The 20,658-nt window shown below is 72.8% G+C and carries 20 protein-coding genes; 15 read left to right on the top strand and 5 right to left on the bottom strand.

What is annotated here, in order from left to right; all coding sequences use genetic code 11:
- Positions 1-32: 32 nt before the first annotated feature.
- The 7 genes from ACFV9W_RS06575 to ACFV9W_RS06545 all read left to right on the top strand — a co-directional run bounded on the left by ACFV9W_RS06575 (position 33) and on the right by ACFV9W_RS06545 (position 10,385).
- Entirely contained in the window at positions 33-1,805 is a 1,773-nt protein-coding gene (locus ACFV9W_RS06575; protein ID WP_385756228.1) for a glycoside hydrolase family 3 protein, read from the top strand.
- Between the two features lie 57 nt (positions 1,806-1,862).
- Positions 1,863-2,744 carry a helix-turn-helix domain-containing protein gene (locus tag ACFV9W_RS06570; RefSeq protein ID WP_385756227.1) on the top strand — a complete coding sequence of 294 codons (882 nt, stop codon included), beginning with the start codon at positions 1,863-1,865 and terminating at the stop codon, positions 2,742-2,744.
- 166 nt (positions 2,745-2,910) lie between these two features.
- Complete coding sequence (locus tag ACFV9W_RS06565; RefSeq protein ID WP_385756225.1) at positions 2,911-3,777, top strand: ABC transporter ATP-binding protein; 867 nt, start codon at positions 2,911-2,913, stop codon at positions 3,775-3,777.
- Positions 3,778-3,882: 105 nt separating this feature from the next.
- Positions 3,883-4,947 (top strand): iron-siderophore ABC transporter substrate-binding protein, encoded by a 1,065-nt coding sequence (locus tag ACFV9W_RS06560; RefSeq protein WP_385756224.1) that lies wholly within the window; start codon positions 3,883-3,885, stop codon positions 4,945-4,947.
- A 14-nt stretch (positions 4,948-4,961) separates the two neighbouring features.
- Positions 4,962-7,085, top strand: coding sequence for an iron ABC transporter permease (locus ACFV9W_RS06555; protein WP_385756554.1), 2,124 nt, complete (start codon positions 4,962-4,964; stop codon positions 7,083-7,085).
- The gene (locus ACFV9W_RS06550) at positions 7,082-8,173 is read left to right on the top strand and encodes a peptidase C39 family protein (protein ID WP_385756222.1); all 1,092 of its coding nucleotides are present in this window, start codon (positions 7,082-7,084) and stop codon (positions 8,171-8,173) included. The genes ACFV9W_RS06555 and ACFV9W_RS06550 overlap by 4 nt, the downstream gene beginning before the upstream one ends.
- A 124-nt stretch (positions 8,174-8,297) precedes the next feature.
- Entirely contained in the window at positions 8,298-10,385 is a 2,088-nt protein-coding gene (locus tag ACFV9W_RS06545) for a SpoIIE family protein phosphatase (protein ID WP_385756220.1), read from the top strand.
- Positions 10,386-10,412: 27 nt separating this feature from the next.
- Here ACFV9W_RS06545 and ACFV9W_RS06540 read toward each other — a convergent pair whose 3' ends face one another.
- Positions 10,413-11,141: an SDR family oxidoreductase gene (locus ACFV9W_RS06540; RefSeq protein ID WP_385756218.1), complete on the bottom strand. Its 729-nt coding sequence runs from the start codon at positions 11,139-11,141 to the stop codon at positions 10,413-10,415.
- A 75-nt stretch (positions 11,142-11,216) separates the two neighbouring features.
- Here ACFV9W_RS06540 and ACFV9W_RS06535 point away from each other — a divergent pair, with 75 nt between their 5' ends.
- Together ACFV9W_RS06535 and ACFV9W_RS06530 are read left to right on the top strand one after the other, a co-directional pair.
- Positions 11,217-11,594 (top strand): MerR family transcriptional regulator, encoded by a 378-nt coding sequence (locus tag ACFV9W_RS06535; RefSeq protein ID WP_385756216.1) that lies wholly within the window; start codon positions 11,217-11,219, stop codon positions 11,592-11,594.
- Positions 11,595-11,761: 167 nt separating this feature from the next.
- Positions 11,762-11,986 carry a hypothetical protein gene (locus ACFV9W_RS06530; RefSeq protein WP_385756214.1) on the top strand — a complete coding sequence of 75 codons (225 nt, stop codon included), beginning with the start codon at positions 11,762-11,764 and terminating at the stop codon, positions 11,984-11,986.
- A 38-nt stretch (positions 11,987-12,024) separates the two neighbouring features.
- On the opposite strand, the gene ACFV9W_RS06525 is transcribed toward ACFV9W_RS06530, so the two are convergent.
- Positions 12,025-12,372: a winged helix-turn-helix transcriptional regulator gene (locus ACFV9W_RS06525; RefSeq protein ID WP_385756552.1), complete on the bottom strand. Its 348-nt coding sequence runs from the start codon at positions 12,370-12,372 to the stop codon at positions 12,025-12,027.
- Positions 12,373-12,509: 137 nt separating this feature from the next.
- On the opposite strand from ACFV9W_RS06525, the gene ACFV9W_RS06520 reads away from it, so the two are divergent.
- The 6 genes from ACFV9W_RS06520 (at position 12,510) to ACFV9W_RS06495 (ending at position 17,464) form a co-directional block, all read left to right on the top strand.
- Positions 12,510-13,367, top strand: coding sequence for an SDR family oxidoreductase (locus ACFV9W_RS06520; RefSeq protein WP_385756212.1), 858 nt, complete (start codon positions 12,510-12,512; stop codon positions 13,365-13,367).
- Between the two features lie 79 nt (positions 13,368-13,446).
- Positions 13,447-14,031 (top strand): dihydrofolate reductase family protein, encoded by a 585-nt coding sequence (locus tag ACFV9W_RS06515; protein WP_385756210.1) that lies wholly within the window; start codon positions 13,447-13,449, stop codon positions 14,029-14,031.
- Positions 14,028-14,441, top strand: coding sequence for a VOC family protein (locus ACFV9W_RS06510; protein ID WP_385756209.1), 414 nt, complete (start codon positions 14,028-14,030; stop codon positions 14,439-14,441). Before ACFV9W_RS06515 ends, ACFV9W_RS06510 begins: the two co-directional genes overlap by 4 nt.
- 91 nt (positions 14,442-14,532) lie before the next feature.
- The gene (locus tag ACFV9W_RS06505) at positions 14,533-14,943 is read left to right on the top strand and encodes a hypothetical protein (RefSeq protein WP_385756207.1); all 411 of its coding nucleotides are present in this window, start codon (positions 14,533-14,535) and stop codon (positions 14,941-14,943) included.
- A gap of 107 nt (positions 14,944-15,050) precedes the next feature.
- Positions 15,051-16,202 carry a PLP-dependent cysteine synthase family protein gene (locus ACFV9W_RS06500; protein WP_385756205.1) on the top strand — a complete coding sequence of 384 codons (1,152 nt, stop codon included), beginning with the start codon at positions 15,051-15,053 and terminating at the stop codon, positions 16,200-16,202.
- Positions 16,202-17,464: an MDR family MFS transporter gene (locus tag ACFV9W_RS06495; protein WP_385756203.1), complete on the top strand. Its 1,263-nt coding sequence runs from the start codon at positions 16,202-16,204 to the stop codon at positions 17,462-17,464. Before ACFV9W_RS06500 ends, ACFV9W_RS06495 begins: the two co-directional genes overlap by 1 nt.
- Before the next feature lie 16 nt (positions 17,465-17,480).
- Here ACFV9W_RS06495 and ACFV9W_RS06490 read toward each other — a convergent pair whose 3' ends face one another.
- From ACFV9W_RS06490 to ACFV9W_RS06480, 3 genes are all read right to left on the bottom strand, one after another.
- Positions 17,481-17,831 (bottom strand): STAS domain-containing protein, encoded by a 351-nt coding sequence (locus tag ACFV9W_RS06490; protein WP_385756201.1) that lies wholly within the window; start codon positions 17,829-17,831, stop codon positions 17,481-17,483.
- Positions 17,832-17,944: 113 nt separating this feature from the next.
- Positions 17,945-18,847 carry an LLM class F420-dependent oxidoreductase gene (locus ACFV9W_RS06485; protein ID WP_385756199.1) on the bottom strand — a complete coding sequence of 301 codons (903 nt, stop codon included), beginning with the start codon at positions 18,845-18,847 and terminating at the stop codon, positions 17,945-17,947.
- 69 nt (positions 18,848-18,916) lie between these two features.
- The gene (locus ACFV9W_RS06480) at positions 18,917-20,479 is read right to left on the bottom strand and encodes a FadD3 family acyl-CoA ligase (RefSeq protein ID WP_385756198.1); all 1,563 of its coding nucleotides are present in this window, start codon (positions 20,477-20,479) and stop codon (positions 18,917-18,919) included.
- Positions 20,480-20,658 lie beyond the last annotated feature (179 nt).

Here is a 20,658-nt window from a genome sequence, read left to right as displayed (position 1 = left end):
GCAACGCCCGTACCGCACAAGGAAGTTCCGTCATGCCCCAGACCGCCGCCCCCTACCTGAACCCCGAACTGCCCCTCGAGCAGCGCGTCGAGGACCTGCTCACCCGGATGACGCCGCAGGAGAAGGCCGGACAGCTCTTCCACACCGCCAACACCCTCGCTACCGGAGGGCAGTTGCTCGCCGAGCCGGACGAGGCCAACGGTGTGCGCAGCGCGCACGAGCTGGTCGTCAGCCGGCACATCACCCACTTCAACCTCCTCAACGGCACCGACCCGTACGAGATCGCGCTCTGGCACAACCGGCTCCAGGAACTCGCCGCCGACACCCGGCTCGGCATCCCCGTCACCGTCTCCACGGACCCGCGGCACGGCATGTTCTCCAGCCCGGCGGCGGGCCAGGCCATCGAGCGGATGTCCCGCTGGCCCGAGCACACCGGCATCGGCGCGACCGGTGACGTCCGGCTCGCCGAGGAGTACGGGGAGGTGGTGCGGCGCGAGTACACCGCGCTCGGCATCCGCGTCGCGCTCGGGCCGATGGCCGACCTGTTCACCGACCCGCGCTGGTCGCGCGGCTACGGCACGTTCGGCGAGGACCCGGTCACCGTCGCCAACATGACGGCCGCGTTCATCCGCGGCCTGCGCGGCGGCGAGGCGCTCGGCCCCGACTCGGTGGCGGCCATGGTCAAGCACTTCCCGGGCGGCGGACCGCAGCTCGGCGGCGAGGACGCGCACGACCCCGCCCACCGCGAGCAGGTGTACCCGGGCGGCCTGGCCCGGCTGCACCAGCTCCCGTTCGACGCGGCGTTCCGCGCCGGGGCGACCCAGGTGATGACGTACTACGGGATGCCGATGGCCGTCCCGGGCTGGGAGGAGGTCGGCTTCGCCTTCAACAAGCCCGTGGTGACCGACCTGCTGCGCGGCCACTACGGCTTCGACGGAATCGTCTGCACCGACTGGAACGTCATCGAGTCGACCATGCTCTCCGGCGACGTCTTCGAGGCCCACGCCTACGGCCTTGAGCAGCTGACCCCGGCACAGCGGATCGCCCGCGCCCTCGACGCGGGCGTCGATCAATTCGGCGGCGACGACTGCACCGACCTCGTCCTCGAACTCGTGGACAGCGGCGCGGTGTCTCAGGAGCGGATCGACGCGTCGGTGCGCCGGCTCCTGCGCGAGAAGTTCCGCCTCGGACTCTTCGAGCACCGCCGCGTCGACGCCGGGGCGGCGGCCCGGACCGTCGGTTCACAGCCGCTGCGCGAGGCGGGCCGGACCGCGCAACGCCGCTCGCTGGTCCTGGTGAAGAACACCGACGCGCTGCTGCCGCTGTCCGAGGGCACGGACCTTCGCGTGTACGCGGAGGGCCTGGACACCGAACTGGTCGGTGAGCACGCGCAGTTGGTGTCGGACGTCACGGACGCGGAGGTCGCCGTGGTGCGCCTGCGCGCCCCGTACGAGGACCGGGGCACGGCGCTGAGCGAGTGGTTTCATGGCGGCTCGCTCGACTTCCCCGATGACGTCGTACGGCACGTGCGCGACCTCGCGGCCCGGGTGCCGACCGTCGTGCTCGTCTACCTGGAGCGCCCCGCCGTCCTCACGGACCTCGCCGACGCGGCGACGGCCGTCGTGGCCGACTTCGGCGCCGAGGACGACGCACTGCTCGACCTGCTCTTCGGGGGCAGCGCGCCGCAGGGACGCCTGCCGTTCGATCTGCCGTCGTCGATGAAGGCGGTCGAGGAGAGCCGCGAGGACGTCCCCTTCGACACCCGTGCGCCGCTGTACCGCTTCGGGCACGGCCTGTCGTACTGAGCGCACGGCGGTATGAGCGCACGGTGGTCCCCCAAAGCGCCTCGATAGACTCACCTCATGGTTCCAGCGTCCCGCGGTGAGGTGAGCCGCGGGACCGTGTCCCGCGCGGCGGGCACCGTCGTGCGTCAGGTCGTGGAGGAGGCGGAGCAGGTGCCCGCCCCCTTCGCCATCACCGCCGGATTCCGGATACCCCGCGTTCCCACCGAGTGGGCCCCGCACTCGCACACCTTCCACGAGCTCGTCTGGGTGCGCGGCGGAACCCTGACGTCCCGCGTCGAGGACCGGGTCTTCACCGTGTCCGAGGGGCACGGACTGTGGATGCCCGCCGGGGTCGCCCACGGCGGGCGGTCGACGGCGGGGGCGCGGTTCCACGACGCCTTCTTCGCCCCGGACCGCACACCGTCCGCCTTCGCCTTCGAGGAGCCGAAGGCGATCGAGATGACACCGCTGCTCGAATCCCTGCTGGTGCATCTGTCCGCCGCGGAGCTCGACGAGGCGGCCAGGTCCCGGGCCGAGGCCGTCGTGTTCGACGTGCTCCGCCCCTCCGGGCGGCAGTTCACCCTCCAGCTGCCCAACGACCCCCGGATCGACCCGATCGCCGAGGCACTCCTCGACGACCCCGGCGACGGCCGCTCCCTGGAGGAGTGGGCGGCGCACCTTGGTGTCAGCGACCGCACGGTCACCCGCGCCTTCCGGCAGGCGACGGGTCTCTCCTTCGCGCAGTGGCGGCAATTGCTGCGGGTGCACCGGGCGCTGACGCTGCTCTCCGAGGGCTTCGACGTGCTGACGGTCTCCGAGGTGCTCGGCTACGCGCAGTCCAGCTCGTTCATCGCCGCCTTCCGGCGGGTCATGGGCACCACGCCGGGCGCGTACTTCGAGGCGTCGGGCGGCGCCCCCGGCGATGTCCGGAATCCCGTATCGGGTGTCCAGAACGCGTGATTGTCGACGCGGCGGGCGGAATATAACCTGCTCGGAGTTAGGTAACCCTTAGTTGTTGCTCGACGTGTACGGCGCTGCCCGTACGCGGGCGAGTTCGCGGACCGGCCCGTGACGGCCGGACGGAGGGTGCCGCGGCCCCTGCCCCTCCGACCACCGGGACCCATCGATGTTCACGCGCCCCCGCAGGCCCACCGATCATTCGGTCGCGGCCGTCGACACACCTGCCACCACTGCCCTCAACGGGCGCGACCTGGTGCTGAGTTACGACGGCAGGACGGTCGTCCATGGTGTCTCGGTCGACCTGTCGCCCGGCCGCGTGACCGCCCTGGTGGGCCCCAACGGCAGCGGAAAGTCCACACTGCTGCGCGCGCTGTCCCGGCTGCACCGGGTGGAGGGCGGCCGGGTGACACTCGCGGGCCCCGACGGCGGTCCTGAGCGTGACGCGGCGCTGCTCGGCGCCCGCCAGTTCGCCCGCGAGGTCACCCTGTTCTCGCAGTCGAGGCCCGCGCCCCAAGGGCTGACGGTCGCGGAGGTCGTGGCCTTCGGACGCCACCCCTACCGCCGCGGCTTCGCGGGACCGGCCGCCGACGACCGGGCCGCCGTCGACCACGCCATGGGTGTCACCGGCGTACGGGACATGGCCCGCCGCCCCGTCGGCGAACTCTCCGGAGGCGAGATGCAGCGTGTGTGGCTCGCCGCCTGCCTGGCCCAGGACACCGGAGTCGTCCTGCTCGACGAACCCACCAACCACCTCGACCTGCGCTACCAGTTCGAGACGCTCGACCTCGTCCGCGAGCTCGTCGAGGAGCACGACATCGCGGTCGGCATCGTGCTGCACGACCTGGACCACGCCTCCCGCGTCGCGGACACGCTCGTCCTCATGCACTCCGGCCGGGTGCACACGGCGGGCGCCCCCGCCGACGTCCTCACCGCCGCGAACATCGGCGAGGTCTACGACATCCAAGTCGAGGTCGAGGTGGACCCCCGCACCGGACGGCTCCGCATCGATCCCCTCGGGCGGCACTCCGCCTGAGGCGGATCACCTCACCCCTCCCGTACCGCACACACATCACGAGTACGCGCCGCGCACACATCACCGGCGCGCACCGCGAACACCTCACAAGAAAGAGGCCCCTTCATGAACCGTGCCCGTCTCCTGGCGGCGTCCGCCTCCACCGGGCTCGTCCTCCTCGCCGCGACGGCCTGCGGCACCACGGACGTCGACAAGTCCGCGGCAGGCAGCGGCGCCAGTGCCTCGCCCGCATCGAAGGACTGCGCCTCGGACACCACGGCCACCTCCACGAAGCCGGTCTCCTTCAAGGACGGCGTCGGCCGCACCGTGAAGCTCGACAAGCCCGCCAAGCGGATCGCGGTCCTGGAGTGGCAGCAGGTCGAGGACGCCCTGACGCTGTGCGTCACCCCCACCGCCGTGTCCGACGCCAAGGGATACAGCACCTGGGTCAGCGCGGAGAAGCTGCCCAAGGGAGTCACCGACATCGGCACCCGTGAGGAACCCGACCTCGACACCCTCTACGCGGCCAAGCCCGACCTCGTCGTCGTGGAGGCCTTCGACGCCGACGACGAGACCGTCAAGAAGCTGGAGAAGCGCAAGGTCCCCGTGCTGGTCACCAAGGGCGCCGACCCGAAGGACCCGATCGGCAACATGCGCGACGTGTTCAGCATGATCGGCAAGGCGACCGGCCGCACCGAGCGGGCCGACCAGGTGCTCAAGGAGTTCGACGACCACCTCGCCACGGCGAAGAAGAAGGTCACGGACGCCGACCTGCCCACCAAGGACTTCCTGTTCTTCGACGGATGGCAGCAGGGCGGCAACCTCACCGTCCGCCCGTACAGCGACGGCGCCCTGTTCACCGAGATAGGCAAGGAACTCGGCATGAACCCGGCCTGGACCAAGGCCGTCAACAAGGACCACGGGGACGGCGGCGTCGACAAGTCCTACGGCCTCGCCCAGACCGACGTGGAGGGCCTCACTGCCGTCGGCGACGCCAACCTCTTCTACGCCAACGACGAAGGCGCCGGCGGCTATGTCTCCGCGCTGAAGAAGAACCCGATCTGGAAGACCATCCCCGCCGTGAAGGAAGGCCGCGCGCACTCCTTCCCGGCCCGGGTGTGGGGCGCCGGCGGCCCGCGCTCCTGCGCGCAGGCGATCGACGCCTACGTCGACGTGCTCGACAAGAAGTGAGCGCACGGCAAGAAGTGGGCGCGCCACGGCGGACCTCCGCGCCCACCGCACCGTCACCCGCCGGTGGCCCCCCGCTGCCGCGCCCCGAGCGCGGCAGCGGTCCCACCGGCGTGGCCGTCCTCGTGGCACTGCTCGCCGCGACCGTCCTGGTGGGCATGTGGCACCTGACGCAGGGGACTTCGGGCGTCGGCGTCGGTGACCTGCTGCGGTATCTCGCCGGCGGACGCGAGCACACCGGTGGGGCGCCGGTCGGTGAGATCTTCACCGGCTCGCGGCTGCCGCGGCTGCTCGCGGGCGTCGCGGTCGGTGTCGCGCTCGGCGCCGCCGGAGCGCTGCTCCAGTCCGTCACGCACAACGCCCTCGCCTCGCCCGACACCCTCGCCGTCACGGCCGGGGCCTACTTCACCCTCACCCTCGTCGCGGCCTTCGGCCTCGCCGTCCCGCTGTGGGCGTCGGGCGCCGTCGCCTTCACCGGTGGACTGGCCGCGGCGGCGCTCGTCCTGCTGCTCGCGGGCCGGGCCGCGGGGACCGCGGGCACCCGCCTCGTCCTCGCCGGTTCGGCCATCGCGATGGCCCTGGACGCGGCGACCGGTGCGCTCCTCATCCTGTTCAACCAGAACACCACCGGCCTGTTCGCGTGGGGGAGCGGTTCGCTCGCGCAGTTGAACATCGACGCGGCCGTGCGCGCCTGGCCGTTGGTGGCCGTGGTGCTGTGTCTCGCCCTGGCGCTGTCCCGCCGCCTCGACGTGCTGAACCTCGGCGACGACACCGCCGCCACCCTCGGCGTCCCGGTCCGGTCCACCCGTGTGACGGCCGTGCTCTGCGCGGTGCTGCTCACCAGCACGGCGGTGACCCTCGCCGGCCCGATCGGCTTCGTCGGCCTCGGCGCCCCCGTCCTGGTCCGCCTGCTCGCCGGGCGGGTGCGGGCACTGCGCCGACACCTGTACGCGGTGCCGGCCGCCGGGCTGCTCGGCGCGCTGCTCATCCTGCTCGCGGACGCGGGACTGCGCGCGGTGCAGGGTGCCGACGGGGCTGCCGCCATCCCCACCGGCGTGCCGACCGCGCTGCTCGGCGCCGTGGTGATCGTGGCGCTCGCGCTGCGGCTGCGGGACACCGGCCAGGCGCCGCGCCCCTCGCGCGCCCGGGTCGCCGCACGGTCGCGCCGCGCGTTCCTCCTCGTCGTGCTCGGCGCGACGGCACTCCTGGTGGCGGCGGCCGTCGTGGCGGTCCTCGCGGGCAGTCTCTGGCTGCGTACGGGAGACATCGCGCTGTGGGCCCAGGGCCTGGCCCCCGATCTGATCGGCCAGGCGCTCGACGACCGGGTGCCGCGGGTGACCGCCGCGGTGTGCGCGGGCGCCGCGCTCGGACTGGCCGGGTGTGTCGTCCAGGGCGCCGTGCGCAATCCGCTGGCGGAGCCCGGAATCCTGGGCATCACGGCGGGCGCCGGGCTCGGCGCGGCGAGCGTCGTCACGTCGGGCCTGCCGGGCGGGCGGCCGGTGCTCGTCGCGGTGGCGGTCGCGGCGGGTCTCGCCACGTTCGCGGTGGTCGCCCTGCTGTCCTGGCGCGGGGGCTTCCTGCCCGACCGGTTCGTCCTGATCGGCATCGGCTGCGGGTACGGGCTGAGCGCCGTCACCACGTTCCTGCTGCTGCGCGCCGACCCGTACAACACGCCCCGCATCTTCACCTGGCTCTCCGGTACGACCTACGGCCGCACGCTGCCCGATGTCGTACCCGTCGCGGTGGCCCTGGCGCTCGCGCTCCCCGTGCTGCTGGCCATGCGCGAGCGGCTCGACCTGCTCGCCGTCGACGAGGACACGCCGCGCATCGTCGGGGTCAAGGTCGAACGCACCCGGCTCACCGCGCTCGCGATCGCCGCGGTGCTCGCGGCGCTCAGCGTGATCGCGGTCGGTGTCGTCGGCTTCGTGGGGCTCGTCGCCCCGCACCTCGCCCGCTCCCTGGTGGGTGCCCGGCACAGCCGCGCGATCCCGGTCGCGATGCTGCTCGGCGCGGTGCTGGTCTGCGTGGCCGACGCGCTCGGCCGCACGCTCGTCGCGCCCGCCCAGATGCCGGCGGGCCTCATGATCGCGCTGGTCGGCGCCCCGTACTTCGTCTGGGTCCTGCGGCAGTCCCGCGCATGACGCCGCCCGGCCACCGGCCCCCGCCCCAAAAGGAAACGCCCGTGCAGCACTTCACCGTCGTCCCGTACGAGCCCGACACCTCGCCGGGCCTTCCGGCACACCTCAAGGCGCCCGAGCGCTGGCACACGGTCGACCGTTCCGCCCACGCCCCGCACATCGTGGCCGTCCCGGGCGACGGCGCGCGGTGGACCGCCGCCGCGCTGGTGTCGGCGCGCCCCGGCACGGCGTACCTGAAGATCGTCGACGCGGTCGGCGACGTACCGGCGGCCGTCGAGGCCGTCGTCGCCCACGCACGCGAACAGGGGCTCGCGCAGGTCAAGTGGGAAGGCTGGACCGTGAGTCGTGAGGAGGCCGTGGCCGCCGGCTTCACTCCGTTGCGTTCCCCGCTCGCGCCACCCGAGGACGCGGCGGGCCCCACGACCGGCTACGTGCGCTGGCTGCACGGGGGAGCGGTGCCGGAACCCCCGTACTACGGTCAGAGCACGCACTTCACGTGCGGCGCGGTCACCGCCCTCGTCGCCCAAGTGCACGCGGGCGCCCTGCCGTTGGACGCGCTCGACCGCCGGGCGGAGCTGACGCTGTGGCGCGACGCGACCAACTTCCTCGCCTGCGAGCCCGTCGGTCTGGGCGTCGCCGTGCGCCGGGCGTGGCATTCGACCCCGGTCACGGTGCACCTCGACGTGGACCACCCCGTGCTGCTCGACCATCTCCCGGAAGCCGACCGGGAATGGCGCGCCCTGCTGCAACGGGAGTCACGCACACAGGCCGCACGGACCGGAGTCCCCGTCGACGCGCACCGCCTCTCCACCGACGACGTCCGCGCGGCGCTCGGCCGGAGCGAGCACGTGCTGCTCCTGCTCTCGCTCGCCGCGATGCAGGGCTTCGACGTGCCGCACTGGGTGCTCTGCCACGGCGTCGTCCCCGGCGCCGTCGTCATCGACGACCCGTGGGCCGGTACGGAGAAGGGCGACACCTGGGTCGACGCCCATTTGCTGCCCGTCCCCGACGCCTCGCTCGACGCGATGGCGAGCGTCTCGGCGGAGGGCTTCCGCGGCGCCGTGACCATCGGGCGGGCGCCGTACGAGTGAGGCGCCGGCGGTGTGTGGTGGCCCGCCCGGTTCGTGGATGTGCATTGTGCTGCGCCCCGCGACATGCTGGAATGCAGGCGATCCGGCTTCGCCGGTCGCCTGGTGTGCGAAGGCGGTGGGCGGCGTGACTGAGTACGGCTTCACGGTCGGGCCGACCGAGGCGCGGGACGGCGACGTGTTCTCCGCCCCGGGCGGGCTGCTCGACCTGCTGGGCGTGGCCGCCGTGGTCCTGGACGTCGAGGGCCGGATCACGCTGTGGAGCCCCGAGGCGGAGCGGCTGTTCGGCTACAGCGCGGCGGACGCCCTCGGGCAGAACGCGGAGGACCTCCTCGTAGAGCCGGAGCACGCGCCGCAGGTGCGGGAGTGGTTCCAGCGCGTCCTGGACGGCGAACCGTGGGCCGGCGGATTCCCCATCCGGTGCAAGAACGGCACGGTGTGCCAGGCGGAATTCCGCAATGTGCCGCTCAAGGACATCGAGGGGCGGATCTACGCGCTGGGCATCGCCACCGACCAGACGCAGCTGCGCGAGGTGGAGACCGGCCTCGCGCTGACGGCGCCGCTGTTCTACCACTCGCCCATCGGCCTGGCGGTCTTCGACACCGAGCTGCGCTACCGGCTGATCAACCCCGCGCTCGAGAAGTTCCACGGCACACCCGCCGCGGAATGCGTCGGCCTGCGCCCCGCGGACGTACTGCCCTTCATGGACACCGCCCCGATCGAGGCGGCGCTGCGCCACGTGCTCGACACCGGACAGCCGATGCTGGACCAGCTCACGTCGAGCACCACCCCGTACGATCCCGACCCCGAACGCGAGCACGCGTGGTCCACCTCGTACTACCGGCTGCAGGACACCCGCGGGCGGGTCATCGGGGTGGCCGCCGCCGTCATCGACGACACCGAACGGCACCAGGCCGCCGTCGAGGCCGCCCGCGCCCGCAGGCGCCTGGCCACGCTGGCGGACGCCGGAGCGCGCATCGGCTCCACGCTCGACATGGAGCGCACCGCGCGCGACCTCGCGGACATCGCCGTGGCGGACCTGGCCGACGTGGCGGCGGTGGACGTACTTGATGTCATCTTCACCGGCGTCGATCCCGCCGTGCCGGACACCGGGCAGGGAGCCGCCTTCCGCCCGCTCGCCGTCGCGGCCCGGCCGCCCAGCGACGCCGTCCGGGCCGCCGATCCGGTCGGCGAGGCGGCGGTCTACGCGGCCGACCGCCTGGTGACCGAGTGTGTGACGACGGGCCGCCCGGTCCTGGTGCCGCAGCTGACGGCCGACACCTTGCGGCGGCTCGGCACGGACCCGGACTCGGCGACCCTCGCCCGGGCCGGCGCCCACTCCTACCTGGCGGTGCCCCTGACCGCGCACGGCGTCGTCCTCGGCGCCCTCTCGCTGCTGCGCGTCGGCAACCCCCGCCCCTTCGACGCCGAGGACCGCGCCTTCGCCTGCGAGCTCGCCGACCGTGCGGCGATCTGCATCGACAACGGACGCTGGTACCGCCACGAACGCGACACCGCCCTCGCGCTGCAGCGCAGCCTGCTGCCCCAACGGGCCACCCACCGGCCGGGGTTGGAGATCGCCACCCGGTACCGTCCGGCCGACGACGCCTCGGGAATCGGCGGGGACTGGTTCGACGTGCTGCCCCTGCCGGAGGGCCGGACCGCCCTGGTCATCGGGGACGTGATGGGCAGCGGTATCAACGCCGCCGCCACCATGGGCCAACTGCGCACCGCCACACGGACCTTGGCCCAGCTCGACCTCAGCCCCTGCCAGGTGCTGCACCACCTCGACCGGCTCAGCGCCGAGCTCGACGGCTCCTCGTTCGTCACGTGCAGCTACGTCATCTGCGAGCCGGCCACCGGCCACTGCCGGATCGCCACGGCGGGACACCTCCCGCCCGTCCTGGCCCACCCCGACGGCCGCGCCGAAACCGTCGAGATGGACCCGGGAGCCCCGCTGGGGCTGGGCGACTCGGAGTACACCGCGCGGGACTTCACCCTCGACCCGGGCAGCCGTCTGGTGCTGTACACCGACGGCCTGGTCGAGACCCGCGGCGACGCCATCGACACCCGTATCCAGGTGCTCCTCGGTCTCCTCACCGGCCACCGGCCCCTGGAGGAGACCTGCGACCACCTCCTTGAGCACCTGCGCCACCCCGGCGCCCGCGACGACATCGCGCTCCTCGTCGCCGAGCGCGACGGCGCGGCGGGTTAGCGCCTCAGCATCGATGCGAGAAGGCCCTCACGCCGCCGTCAGCGCCGTCAGGGCGCGGTCCATCGCGGCGTTGAACTCCTCCGGCGCGAGCGGCAGTCGGGCCTTGACGTCCCGGCTCCACTGGTCGGCGAGGACCTCGGCGGAGCCCGCCTCGACACCGTCGAGCGCCGCGTCGGCCAGGTCCGAGGGCGCGATCTTGGCCACGGGCCAGCCGGCGGCCATGTCGGTGTCGGCCAGGCCGAGGTGCACCGCCGTCACGAGCGTGCCCTGCTCGGCGAGTTCGAGCCGGACACCGTTGGTCATCGCCCACGCGGCGGCCTTCGTCAGGTGGTAGGCGTTCGCGCCCGCGCCCCCGAACCACGACATGGCGGAGAGGACGTTGACGATCGCGCCCCCACCGTTCCCGGCGAGCGCCGGGGCGAACTCCCGGATCATCCCCAGGTGGCCGAACACATTGGTCTCCAGCTCGCGGCGCACCTCGTCCAGGGAGCCGGTCACCAGGTCGGTGCCCGTCTGGATCCCCGCGTTGTTGATCAGCAGCGAGACGTCCGGGGCGGCCTCGGCGGCGGCCCGTACCGATGCGGGGTCGGTGATGTCGAGGGGCAGCGCCACCACCCCGGGCAGGTCCACGGTCTCCGGGCGGCGGGCCGCCGCGTAGACCTTGCGGGCGCCCCGGTCGAGGAGGCGCTGGGCGAAGGCGCGGCCCAGGCCACGGTTGGCTCCGGTGACAAGGGCGACTGAGTCGTTGATGTCCATGCCCGGTACGCTAAAACCTGACGCTGACGTCAGGGGCAAGTGCTGTTCTTCGGAACCGGGGCGAGAGGAACCACCATGACCGTCACCCAGGCCGCGGCCGAGCGGCTGATCCGCATCGGCGAGGTGGCACGCGGGGCCGGTGTCTCGGTGCGCGCCGTGCGCTACTACGAGCAGCAAGGCCTCCTCGTCGCGGAGCGCAGCCCGTCCGGCCAGCGCCTGTACCGGCAGGACGCCGTCGCCCTGGTGCGCTTCTTCCAGCAGATGTACGCCGCCGGCCTGACCAGCCGAAGGATCGCGGAACTCCTCCCGTGCTGGGACTCCGGGCACACCGACGCCGAGCAGCGGGCCATGCTGCACGAGGAGCGCGCCCGCATCCAGGCCAAGGTCGACGACCTGCAGGCCGCCCTGGACCGCCTCGACGAGGTCATCGCGCTCACGGACGCGCACCCGTAGGCCTGGTCGTCGTGCCTCGTGCTCCGATTGCGGCGGAGCGGACATCGCGCTTCAGTTGAACGCATCCCCTCGGTCGGCCCCTGTCAGAGCCGCCGCACGAACTCCCCGGTCCGGCCGGGCCACGAGCGGTCCTGGGCGGCGCCTCGGACCGGCATTCAGGAGGAGACATGTCGGGTCACCACAAGTCCAACAGGCAGGTCGAAGGCAACCCGGAAACGGGCCACGGCCGGGGCATGCCCCGGCGGCCCGACGCGGACGAACTCGAGCGTCGCACACGGGAGGACGAGCGCGAGGCGGGCCTCCCCGAGAAGGCACGGGAGAACTCCCGCGAGCAGTCCGAGGACGCGCAGGCCGAGGTCGACCGCGGAGCCGACAGGTACACGGAGCGGTGATGCCGGCGCGGACGTGTTCGCCGCGCCCGAAGGCCGCTCTACGCCTGTTCGGCGCTCTTCGACGCGTCGTACGCCTCGCGCGCCGCCGTTACCTCGGGCAGGCGCCGGTCCGTCCAGTCCGCGAGCGCGCGGACCTGTGCGGCGGCCTCGCGGCCGAGGTCCGTGAGCGAGTAGTCGACGCGGGGTGGGATCACGGGCTTGGCGTCACGGTGGACGACACCGTCCCGCTCCAGGGTCTGCAGCGTCTGCGCGAGCATCTTCTCGCTGACCCCGCCGACCTCCCGGCGCAGCTCGCTGAACCGGTACGAGCGCTCCTCCAGCGCGAGCAGCACGAGAACGCCCCACCGGCTGGTGACATGCTCCAGGACCAGGCGCTGCGGACACATGCCCTCGCCGGTCGTCGCCGTCCACTCCCGGACCCTGCTCACCTTCACACCAGTACCTTACTTCAAAGTGGGTACTTACGAATCCTTAGTACCCGTTTTACGGTGAAGGAGAACCACTGAGCAAGGAGATATGAGACATGAGCTACGTCGTCACCGGCGCCACCGGGAAGCTCGGCCGCCTGGTCGTCACGGGACTGCTGGACGCGGGTGTCCCCGCCTCGGAAATCGCCGCCGTCGTGCGCGACAAGAGCAGGGCCGCGGACCTCGCCGCCCGGGGTGTCGAGCTGCGCGTCGCCGACTACAACGCCCCCGAGACGCTCGCGGACGCCTTCCGCGCGGGCGACCGCGTCCTGCTGGTGTCCGGCAGCGAGGTCGGGCAGCGCGTCCCCCAGCACCAGGCCGTCATCGACGCCGCGAAGGCGGCGGGCGTCGCGCTCCTCGCCTACACCGGTGTGCTCGGCGGCCCGGACGCCGACTTCGAACTCGCCGCCGAGCACAAGGTCACCGAGCAGGCGATCCTCGACTCCGGTCTGCCATACACCTTCCTGCGCAACGGCTGGTACCACGAGAACTTCACCGAGAACCTGGCCCCGGTCCTGGAGCACGGCGCCGTCGTGGCGAACGCGGGCGAGGGCCGCTTCGCCTCCGCCTCGCGCGCCGACTTCGCGGCGGCCGCCGTCGCCGTACTGACCGGCGAGGGCCACGAGAACAAGGTGTACGAGCTGAGCGGCGACGTCGCGTGGTCGCTCGCCGAGTACGCGGACGAGGTCGCGCGGCAGTCCGGCAAGGAGATCGTCTACCGGGCCGTCACGCCCGAGCAGAACCGGGAGATCCTGCTCGGCGCCGGACTGCCCGCCCCGTTCGCCGACATCCTCGTGGGCGTGGACACCGCGGTCGAGAAGGGGCTGCTCGCGCGGCAGAACGGCGACCTGTCGCGTCTCATCGGCCGCCCCACCACGCCGATCGCCGACGCCGTCGCGCAGGCGCTGCGGTAGCGCCTGCGGCGGGGTGTCCGCCGCGCGATGAGTTTGCCGGCCACCCGGAGTCCTCCCTGTGACACCAGGGAGGCCGGCCATGACCCAACCGATTCGGCTGTACATGTCGATGTCGCTCGACGGCTTCATCGCCGGTCCGGACGACCGGCCGGGTCAGGAGCTCGGCCGTGCCGGCGGGCGCCTCTTCAACTGGCTCGACGACCGGAATTCCGACGGCCCCAGCGGACAGGTCTACCGCGAGGCGCTGGCGACCGGCGCGCTGATCTCCGGCCGCCGCACCTTCGAACTCGCCGGCCGCCGGCAGGGCGACCATCACGACGGTGTGCCGATCCTCGTCCTTACCCACCGGGTCGAGGACGGGGACGTGCTGCCCGGCCACGCGCGGTTCGTCACCGACGTCGAGGACTGCGCCCGGCAGGCCCGCGAGGCCGCCGGGGACCGGCCCGTCATGGTGCACGGGGCGGGCGCGGCCCAGGCCCTCCTGCGGGCCGGACACCTCGACGAGATGGAGATCCACCTGGTCCCGGTCCTCCTCGGATCCGGCCGCCGACTCTTCGACCACCTCGGCGCCGACCACATCGAACTCGCCCTCCTCCGACGCCTCGAGGACCGCGACGTCACACACCTGCGCTACCGCGTGCGCCACTCGGGGAAGACCGCATGAAGACGCTCTTCGTCTCCTACCGCGTCACCGACCTGGACCACTCGCTCGCCTTCTACACCGCCCTGGGCTACGCCGAGTTGGGCAGAGTCCGGGCCGCCGACGCGGGCCACCTCGTGATCCTGCACTTCCCCGACGAGCCCGCCGCCTCACTCGAACTGGTCCACCGCCCCGCCGAAGGACCCGTCGACGTGGGCACCGGCTTCGACCACCTCGCGATCCAGGTGGACACCCTGGCCGCCACCTTGGAACGACTGGCCGAAGCGGGCCTGGCCCCGGGACCAATCAAGCACCCGGGCGGCCCCGAGGGCCCGAAAACCGCATGGCTCACCGACCCGGACGGCTACCGCATCGAACTGGTGGAATGGCCACCGGAAAGCCCCGACGGCATCACTGCGGAGACCTTCTCCTGAGCGGGCCCGGGGCCACGGAGAGCTGCCTTGACGATTCCCCCGCCAACCCTCACGTGCACTTTATGTGCCCGATCGGCTACGTTCTGTGCTGATGGGGATCTCGTTCGCAGTGCGTCGCGACCGCCGCGCCGGAACATGGGCCGGCGCGGTTCTCGTCGTGCTGCTGGCCGCGCTGCTGCACGTCCTGTGCTGCGCCCACGGGCCCGCGTCGGCGGGTTCCGGGCGGGCCGACACCGTCGCCGCCGTCTCCTACGCCGCCGATCACGACCACGCCGCCTGCGCCCCCGCGCACGAGGGCGGCGAGGAGTGTCGGGGCGCGGACGAGCCCAGCGTGCAGGCGCCGCGTGGCATTCAAGTCGACCCGGACGCCCTGCAGTTCACCGTGCCCCGTGCCGAGGTGGACGGTGCTGCGGCCCTGCGGTACGGGCCGCCTCCGGACGGGACACGCGGCCCCCTTCCCGCACTGAACGAACGCTCCCGGCTCGGCGTCTGGCGGACCTGACAGGACCCACGTCGTCGCTGATGACCGACGGTGTCCCGGTCAGTCCGTTCCGTCCACCACACGGCCGCCCCGGCACCCGCTGCCGTCGGCCGTAGGAGAAGCACGCCATGAACCCGAGTACGACCACCCGCATGCCCGACGCGCCCGCACAACTGCTCGCCGACACCAAGCGACCCCAACGCACCCCCGCGGGACTGGTCGGTGACACACCGGTGCTGTGGATCGGCGCCCCCTTCACGGCCGCGGGCCGCGGATTCTGGGCCAAGCTCGAAGGCCACAACCCCGGCGGCATTAAGGACCGCACCGCCCTGCACATGGTCCGCGCGGCCCGCGAACGCGGCCGGCTGGCCCCGGGCGCGCGCATCGTCGAGTCCACCTCCGGCACCCTCGGCCTCGGCCTGGCACTGGCCGGAGGCACGTACGGGCACCCGGTCACCGTCGTCACCGACCCCGGCATGGAACCGCTCATGACCGGCCTGCTCACCGCCTACGGCGCCGATGTCGAACTCGTCGACACCCCGCACCCCGTCGGCGGCTGGCAGGAGGCGCGGCGCCGGCGCGTGGCGGAGATCCTGGCCGGGCAGCCCGACGCCTGGTGCCCCGATCAGTACAACAACCCCGACAACGTGGCCGCGTACGCCCCGCTCGCCCATGAACTCGTCGCCCAGCTCGGCCGGATCGACACCCTCGTCGTCTCCGTGGGCACCGGCGGCCACTCGGCAGGCATCGCCAGGGTGCTGCGCGGATTCTTCCCGCACCTGCGCGTGGTCGGCGTCGACACCACCGGCTCGACCATCTTCGGCCAGCCCGCCGCGCCCCGGCTGATGCGCGGCCTCGGCAGCAGCATCCACCCGCGCAACGTCGCCTACGACCTGTTCGACGAGGTGCACTGGGTCGACGCGCCCGAGGCGGTCGGGGCCGCCCGGCATCTGGCCCGCCGCCACTACGCGACCGGCGGCTGGAGCGTCGGCGCCGTCGCCCTCGTGGCCCGCTGGCTGGCCCGCACGCTGCCCGCGGAGGACCGCATCGTCGCCGTGTTCCCCGACGGGCCGCAACGCTATGTCGGCACCGTCTTCGACGACGCGTACTGCCGGGCGAATGGCCTGCTCGGCGGCGATCCGCCCGCCGACGACCCCGACGAGATCGAAGGGCCCGGCGACCGCGTCGTCACCCGCTGGACGAGGTGCACACACATCGTTGATCCGCTCGCCGCCGACGCCCGACGGGCCAACGAGACCAGGGCCGGGGTGGAGCGGTGATGACCGGGATCTGGCGGCAGACCCGCTCCTTCTCCGCCCCCGTACGCCTGCTGATGGTCAATCAGTTCGCCATCAACCTCGCCTTCTACATGCTCATGCCCTACCTCGCCGCCCACCTCTCCGGCGCGCTCGGCCTCGCGGCCTGGGCGGTCGGGCTCGTGCTCGGCGTGCGCAACTTCTCGCAGCAGGGCATGTTCCTCATCGGCGGCACCCTCGCCGACCGCTTCGGCTACAAGGCGCCGATCATGGCGGGCTGCCTGCTGCGCACCGTCGGCTTCGGGCTGCTCGGCTGGGTCGACAATCTGCCGACGCTGATCGCCGCGTCGGCGGCCACCGGGTTCGCGGGCGCCCTGTTCAACCCCGCCGTACGCGCGTATCTGGCCGCCGAGGCGGGCGAGCGGCGCGTGGACGCCTTCGCCACCTTCAACGTCTACTACCAGGCGGGCATGCTGCTCGGCCCGCTGGTCGGACTCGCCCTGCTGGCCGCGGACTTCCGCCTCGTGTGCACCACGGCCGCCCTGGTGTTCGCCGCGCTCACCGTCCTCCAGGCCCGGGCACTGCCCGAGCGGCGCGGAGCAGGGGCGGAAGCGGACCGTGAAGGCGTGCTCGCCCAGTGGCGCACGGTCGTCGCCAACCGGCCCTTCCTGCTCTTCGCCCTCGCGATGATCGGCTCGTACGTGCTGACCTTCCAGGTGTACCTGGCGCTGCCGCTCGCGGCGCGGAGCGTCCTGGGCGACCGGGGGACGTGGGTCACCAGCGGCCTGTTCGTGGTGTCGGCCGCGGTCGCCGTGACCGGTCAACTGCGGCTTACGGGCTGGGCGAAGCGGCGCTGGGACCCGCCCCGGGCGCTGGTGCGCGGGCTGACCGCGATGGGCCTCGCGTTCCTGCCGCTCGCGCTGGCCCCGTCCGGCACGGCGTGGGCGGTCGTCGGCGCGCTGGTCGTCGCCGTCGCCCTGCTCGCCATGGGCGGCGCGGTCGTCTACCCCTTCGAGATGGACACCGTCGTGGCGCTCTCCGGCGACCGCCTCGTCGCCACGCACTACGGCCTCTACAACACGGTCTCCGGCCTCGGCATCACCCTGGGGAACCTGGCCACGGGCGCCCTGTGGGACTTCGCCGTGCGGCACGACGCCCTGTGGCTGACCTGGTGCGCGCTGACGCTCACCGGCCTCGGGTGCGCGGCGTCCGTGGCGGCGCTCGCTCGCGGCGGGCGCCTCGGTGCGGTGGGCCGCGAGCCCCGGCCGGCGGCGGCGAAGGTGTAGACCCGCGACGTCCAGGTCAGCGGCCGGTGGCGCCCTCCGGGGGCGGTTCGGGCGTGGCGAGCAGCAGGCCGGTGGTGCCGGAGATGTCCAGGACCCGGCGGACCGGCCTGCTGACGGCGATCAGGCGCAGGCTGCCTCCCGCGTCGGCGGCAAGGCGATGATGGCGGACGAGGAGGTTGATGCCGGTCGAGTCGGTGAACGGCACGTCGGCGAAGTCGAGTTCGCAGCGGCGCGGATGCAGCGGGACCAGCGCGCGGTCCAGGCCGGGCGCCGTGTTCAGGTCCAGTTCTCCGCGTGCGTGGAGGAGAACGAGGTCTCCGGCGTCGACGACGTGGATGTCGAAGACGGGTGAGGTCGGCGTGCTCATGGTTGTTGCTCCTCGGCCTACCCCGCTTGAGGTGCGTTGAGCTCTCCATGGAAGCACCGAGCGTCCCGTCCGTGCATCCCAACCGGCGGAAGGCGGCCAAGGTTGCTGCCTGTTCATGCCTCCGGCATATGGCGGAACGAAAGTCCCAACTTCGCCGAGCAGTCCGCCATTTCCTCCAGGAACGCGTCCAGGGAAGTCGCCCGCCGGGACCCGGACAGCACGAGCCGGTCGGCACCCATCGACTCGGCCCATTCGGCCCCGTCCGCGGCGCGCGGCAGCGTGGCCCCCAGCGTCAACTCCACGTCCCCCGGCTCTCGTTCGGCCGCACGCGCCGACTCTCGTACGAGGGTGAGGGCGGCGGTCAGTTCGTCGCCCGCCAGGCCGAGCGGCTGGAAGCCGTCGCCGAGCCGCCCCGCACGGCGGGCCGCCGCGGGGGAGTGGCCGCCGATGTGCAGGGGGACGGCGCGGCCCGCGTGCGGCTTGGGGTAGCTGTGTGCGCCCTCGACCGTGTGGAACTCGCCCCGGAAGGAGAGGCCTTCGGGGGAAGTCGACGCCCACAGCTCCCGCATCAGCCGGATCGACTCGTCGGCGGCCCGGCCGCGCCGCGCGAAGTCGCCGCCGCACGCCTCGATCTCCTCGCGCATCCAGCCGAGTCCGGCACAGATCCGCAGCCGGCCCCCGCTCAACCGGTCGAGCGTGGCCAGGCGCTTGGCGAGGACGAACGGATTGTGGTTCGGCAGCACGAGCACGCCGGTCGACAGGCCGAGCCGTTCCGTGCCCGCGGCGAGGAAGGCGAGCAGTTCGAGCGGGTCGGGGTAGGGCAGATCGTTCGGCAGCGGAAGCCGCCCGTCGGGCGCGTAGGGGTAACGGCTGTCGGTGTCACTCACCACGACGGCGTGCTCGACGGCGGAGACCGACTCGAAACCGAGGGTCTCGGCGTGCCGGGCGATCCGCAGCACCTCGGCGGGCTCACCGAGTACGCCGAGGCCGACGGGGAGGACGACGGAGTACTTCATGTGGGCTCCTATGGAGACGGTCAACGTGAGGCGCATATAAGAGAGTTGGACCCGGGCCCGGCCGTCTACTCACGCCCGGGACGGCCGTTCCTGGCGGGCGTGTTCGCGCAGCGTGACCTTGTCGACCTTGCCCGCCGCGTTGTGCGGCAGCGTGTCCAGGGGGACGAAGGCGCGCGGCACCTTGAAGTTGGCGAGCCGCTGCCGCGCCCACCCGGCCAGCTCCGCCGCGTCGATCCCGGCGCCGTCCGCCGCGACGCAGTACGCGACCCCCACCTCGCCGAGCCGCTCGTCCGGCGCGCCCACGACGGCCACGTCGGCGACGGCCGGATGGCCGCGCAGCGCCTGCTCGATCTCCGCCGGGTAGGCGTTGAACCCGCCGACCAGGAACATGTCCTTGAGCCTGTCGGTGATCGTCAGGAAGCCGCGTTCGTCGAGGCGTCCGACGTCTCCGGTGCGCAGCCAGCCGTCGGCGTCGAGCGCGGCGGCGGTGGCGTCCGGGTCGTCGAGGTAGCCGCGCATCACCTGGTAGCCGCGGATCAGTACCTCGCCCTCGCCGTCGGCGAACCGGCCCGCCGAGGCGTCGATCCGGACCTCGGTGCCGGGCATCGCGGGCCCGGCCGTGTGCGCCAGGGTGTGCGTGTCCTCGTGGGGCGAGCAGATGGTGGCGAAGCCGTTGGTCTCGGTGAGCCCGTACGCGGTGAACACGGTGTGCGCGCCGAGTTCACGGATCTGCTCGATGATCCTGGTGGGAATGTTGGAGGCGCCGGTGCCCGCCATGCGCAGCGACGACAGGTCGCGGTCGGGCCGCCGCGGGTGGTTGAGCAGGGACAGGAACACCGTCGGCGCGCCCGTGAGCACCGAGACGCGGTCGCGCTCGATCCGCTCCAGGACCCGCGCCGCGTCGAACAGCGGCTCCGGCAGCACCGCCGCGCCCGTCAACAGGCAGGCCACGAAGCCCGCCTTGTAGCCGAACGTGTGGAAGAACGGGTTGACCAGTAGGTACCGGTCACCGAATCGCAGTGTCACCGATCGCGCCCAGTCACGGGAGGCCCGCACCACCTGCCCGTGCTCGCCGATCACGCCCTTGGGGCGGCCCGTGGTCCCCGAGGTGAACAGCAGATCGCTGGGCGCGTCCGGGGTCACCGCCGCCGACCGTTCCTCGCGTTCGCGGGTGGTGACCGCGTCGCCGGAGGCGAGGAACGCGTCCCACTCACCGTCGTGGTGCAGGGCCACCACCCGTTCCAGGGCGGGCAGTTCATGGCCTTCCTCGATCTCGGCGCGGTAGTCGCGGCCCAGGAAGTCGTGCTCGGCCAGCAGTACGCGGGCACGCGCCCGGCGCAGGATGTCGGCGGCCTCCGGGGCGCGGTAGCGGGTGTTGACCGGCACGAGGACGCCGCCCGCGGCCAGGGCGCCGAGCGCGGCGACCACCCACCGGTCGCTGTTGGACGCCCAGACACCGACCGATTCACCAGGGCGCAACCCCTGCGCCATCAGGGCCCGCGCGGCCCGGTCGACCTGTTCGCGCAGGGTGCGGAACGTCCAGCTGGTGCCGCGGAACGAGAGGGCCTCCGCGTCGCCGTGGGCGTCGGCCGCCCAGTCGGCGAGGCGGGCCAAGGTGTGCGGGCCGCCCATGTGTTGTCGTCCTCCCGGTCGCGGTGGCAGTGCGGTGCATCAGGCGGTCGGAGCGTGGCACGGGGGAGGGGCGGGCGCAGTGGGGCGTTCCCGGTGGGTGGGAAATCCGGCCCACGGGTGGCGCTGCCGCGCCGGCGGCCGGGATTAACTGGAGATGGTGTCTCCAGTTTGATGGTACG

This window comes from Streptomyces sp. NPDC059897, from assembly GCF_042730865.1.
Lineage (GTDB): Bacteria > Actinomycetota > Actinomycetes > Streptomycetales > Streptomycetaceae > Streptomyces.
Note: the sequence above shows the minus strand (reverse complement) of the source record. Positions and strands in the feature narration are given on the sequence as shown.

What these genes read in the sequence shown, in the direction of transcription:
- ACFV9W_RS06540 (WP_385756218.1), bottom strand. Translation starts at nt 11,141, where the DNA reads ATGGACATCAACGACTCAGTCGCCCTTGTCACCGGAGCCAACCGTGGC.
- ACFV9W_RS06570 (WP_385756227.1), top strand. Translation starts at nt 1,863, where the DNA reads ATGGTTCCAGCGTCCCGCGGTGAGGTGAGCCGCGGGACCGTGTCCCGC.
- ACFV9W_RS06525 (WP_385756552.1), bottom strand. Translation starts at nt 12,372, where the DNA reads ATGTGTCCGCAGCGCCTGGTCCTGGAGCATGTCACCAGCCGGTGGGGC.
- ACFV9W_RS06535 (WP_385756216.1), top strand. Translation starts at nt 11,217, where the DNA reads ATGACCGTCACCCAGGCCGCGGCCGAGCGGCTGATCCGCATCGGCGAG.
- ACFV9W_RS06480 (WP_385756198.1), bottom strand. Translation starts at nt 20,479, where the DNA reads ATGGGCGGCCCGCACACCTTGGCCCGCCTCGCCGACTGGGCGGCCGAC.
- ACFV9W_RS06560 (WP_385756224.1), top strand. Translation starts at nt 3,883, where the DNA reads ATGAACCGTGCCCGTCTCCTGGCGGCGTCCGCCTCCACCGGGCTCGTC.
- ACFV9W_RS06575 (WP_385756228.1), top strand. Translation starts at nt 33, where the DNA reads ATGCCCCAGACCGCCGCCCCCTACCTGAACCCCGAACTGCCCCTCGAG.
- ACFV9W_RS06565 (WP_385756225.1), top strand. Translation starts at nt 2,911, where the DNA reads ATGTTCACGCGCCCCCGCAGGCCCACCGATCATTCGGTCGCGGCCGTC.
- ACFV9W_RS06530 (WP_385756214.1), top strand. Translation starts at nt 11,762, where the DNA reads ATGTCGGGTCACCACAAGTCCAACAGGCAGGTCGAAGGCAACCCGGAA.
- ACFV9W_RS06490 (WP_385756201.1), bottom strand. Translation starts at nt 17,831, where the DNA reads ATGAGCACGCCGACCTCACCCGTCTTCGACATCCACGTCGTCGACGCC.
- ACFV9W_RS06495 (WP_385756203.1), top strand. Translation starts at nt 16,202, where the DNA reads ATGACCGGGATCTGGCGGCAGACCCGCTCCTTCTCCGCCCCCGTACGC.
- ACFV9W_RS06550 (WP_385756222.1), top strand. Translation starts at nt 7,082, where the DNA reads ATGACGCCGCCCGGCCACCGGCCCCCGCCCCAAAAGGAAACGCCCGTG.
- ACFV9W_RS06515 (WP_385756210.1), top strand. Translation starts at nt 13,447, where the DNA reads ATGACCCAACCGATTCGGCTGTACATGTCGATGTCGCTCGACGGCTTC.
- ACFV9W_RS06485 (WP_385756199.1), bottom strand. Translation starts at nt 18,847, where the DNA reads ATGAAGTACTCCGTCGTCCTCCCCGTCGGCCTCGGCGTACTCGGTGAG.
- ACFV9W_RS06520 (WP_385756212.1), top strand. Translation starts at nt 12,510, where the DNA reads ATGAGCTACGTCGTCACCGGCGCCACCGGGAAGCTCGGCCGCCTGGTC.
- ACFV9W_RS06505 (WP_385756207.1), top strand. Translation starts at nt 14,533, where the DNA reads ATGGGGATCTCGTTCGCAGTGCGTCGCGACCGCCGCGCCGGAACATGG.
- ACFV9W_RS06500 (WP_385756205.1), top strand. Translation starts at nt 15,051, where the DNA reads ATGAACCCGAGTACGACCACCCGCATGCCCGACGCGCCCGCACAACTG.
- ACFV9W_RS06510 (WP_385756209.1), top strand. Translation starts at nt 14,028, where the DNA reads ATGAAGACGCTCTTCGTCTCCTACCGCGTCACCGACCTGGACCACTCG.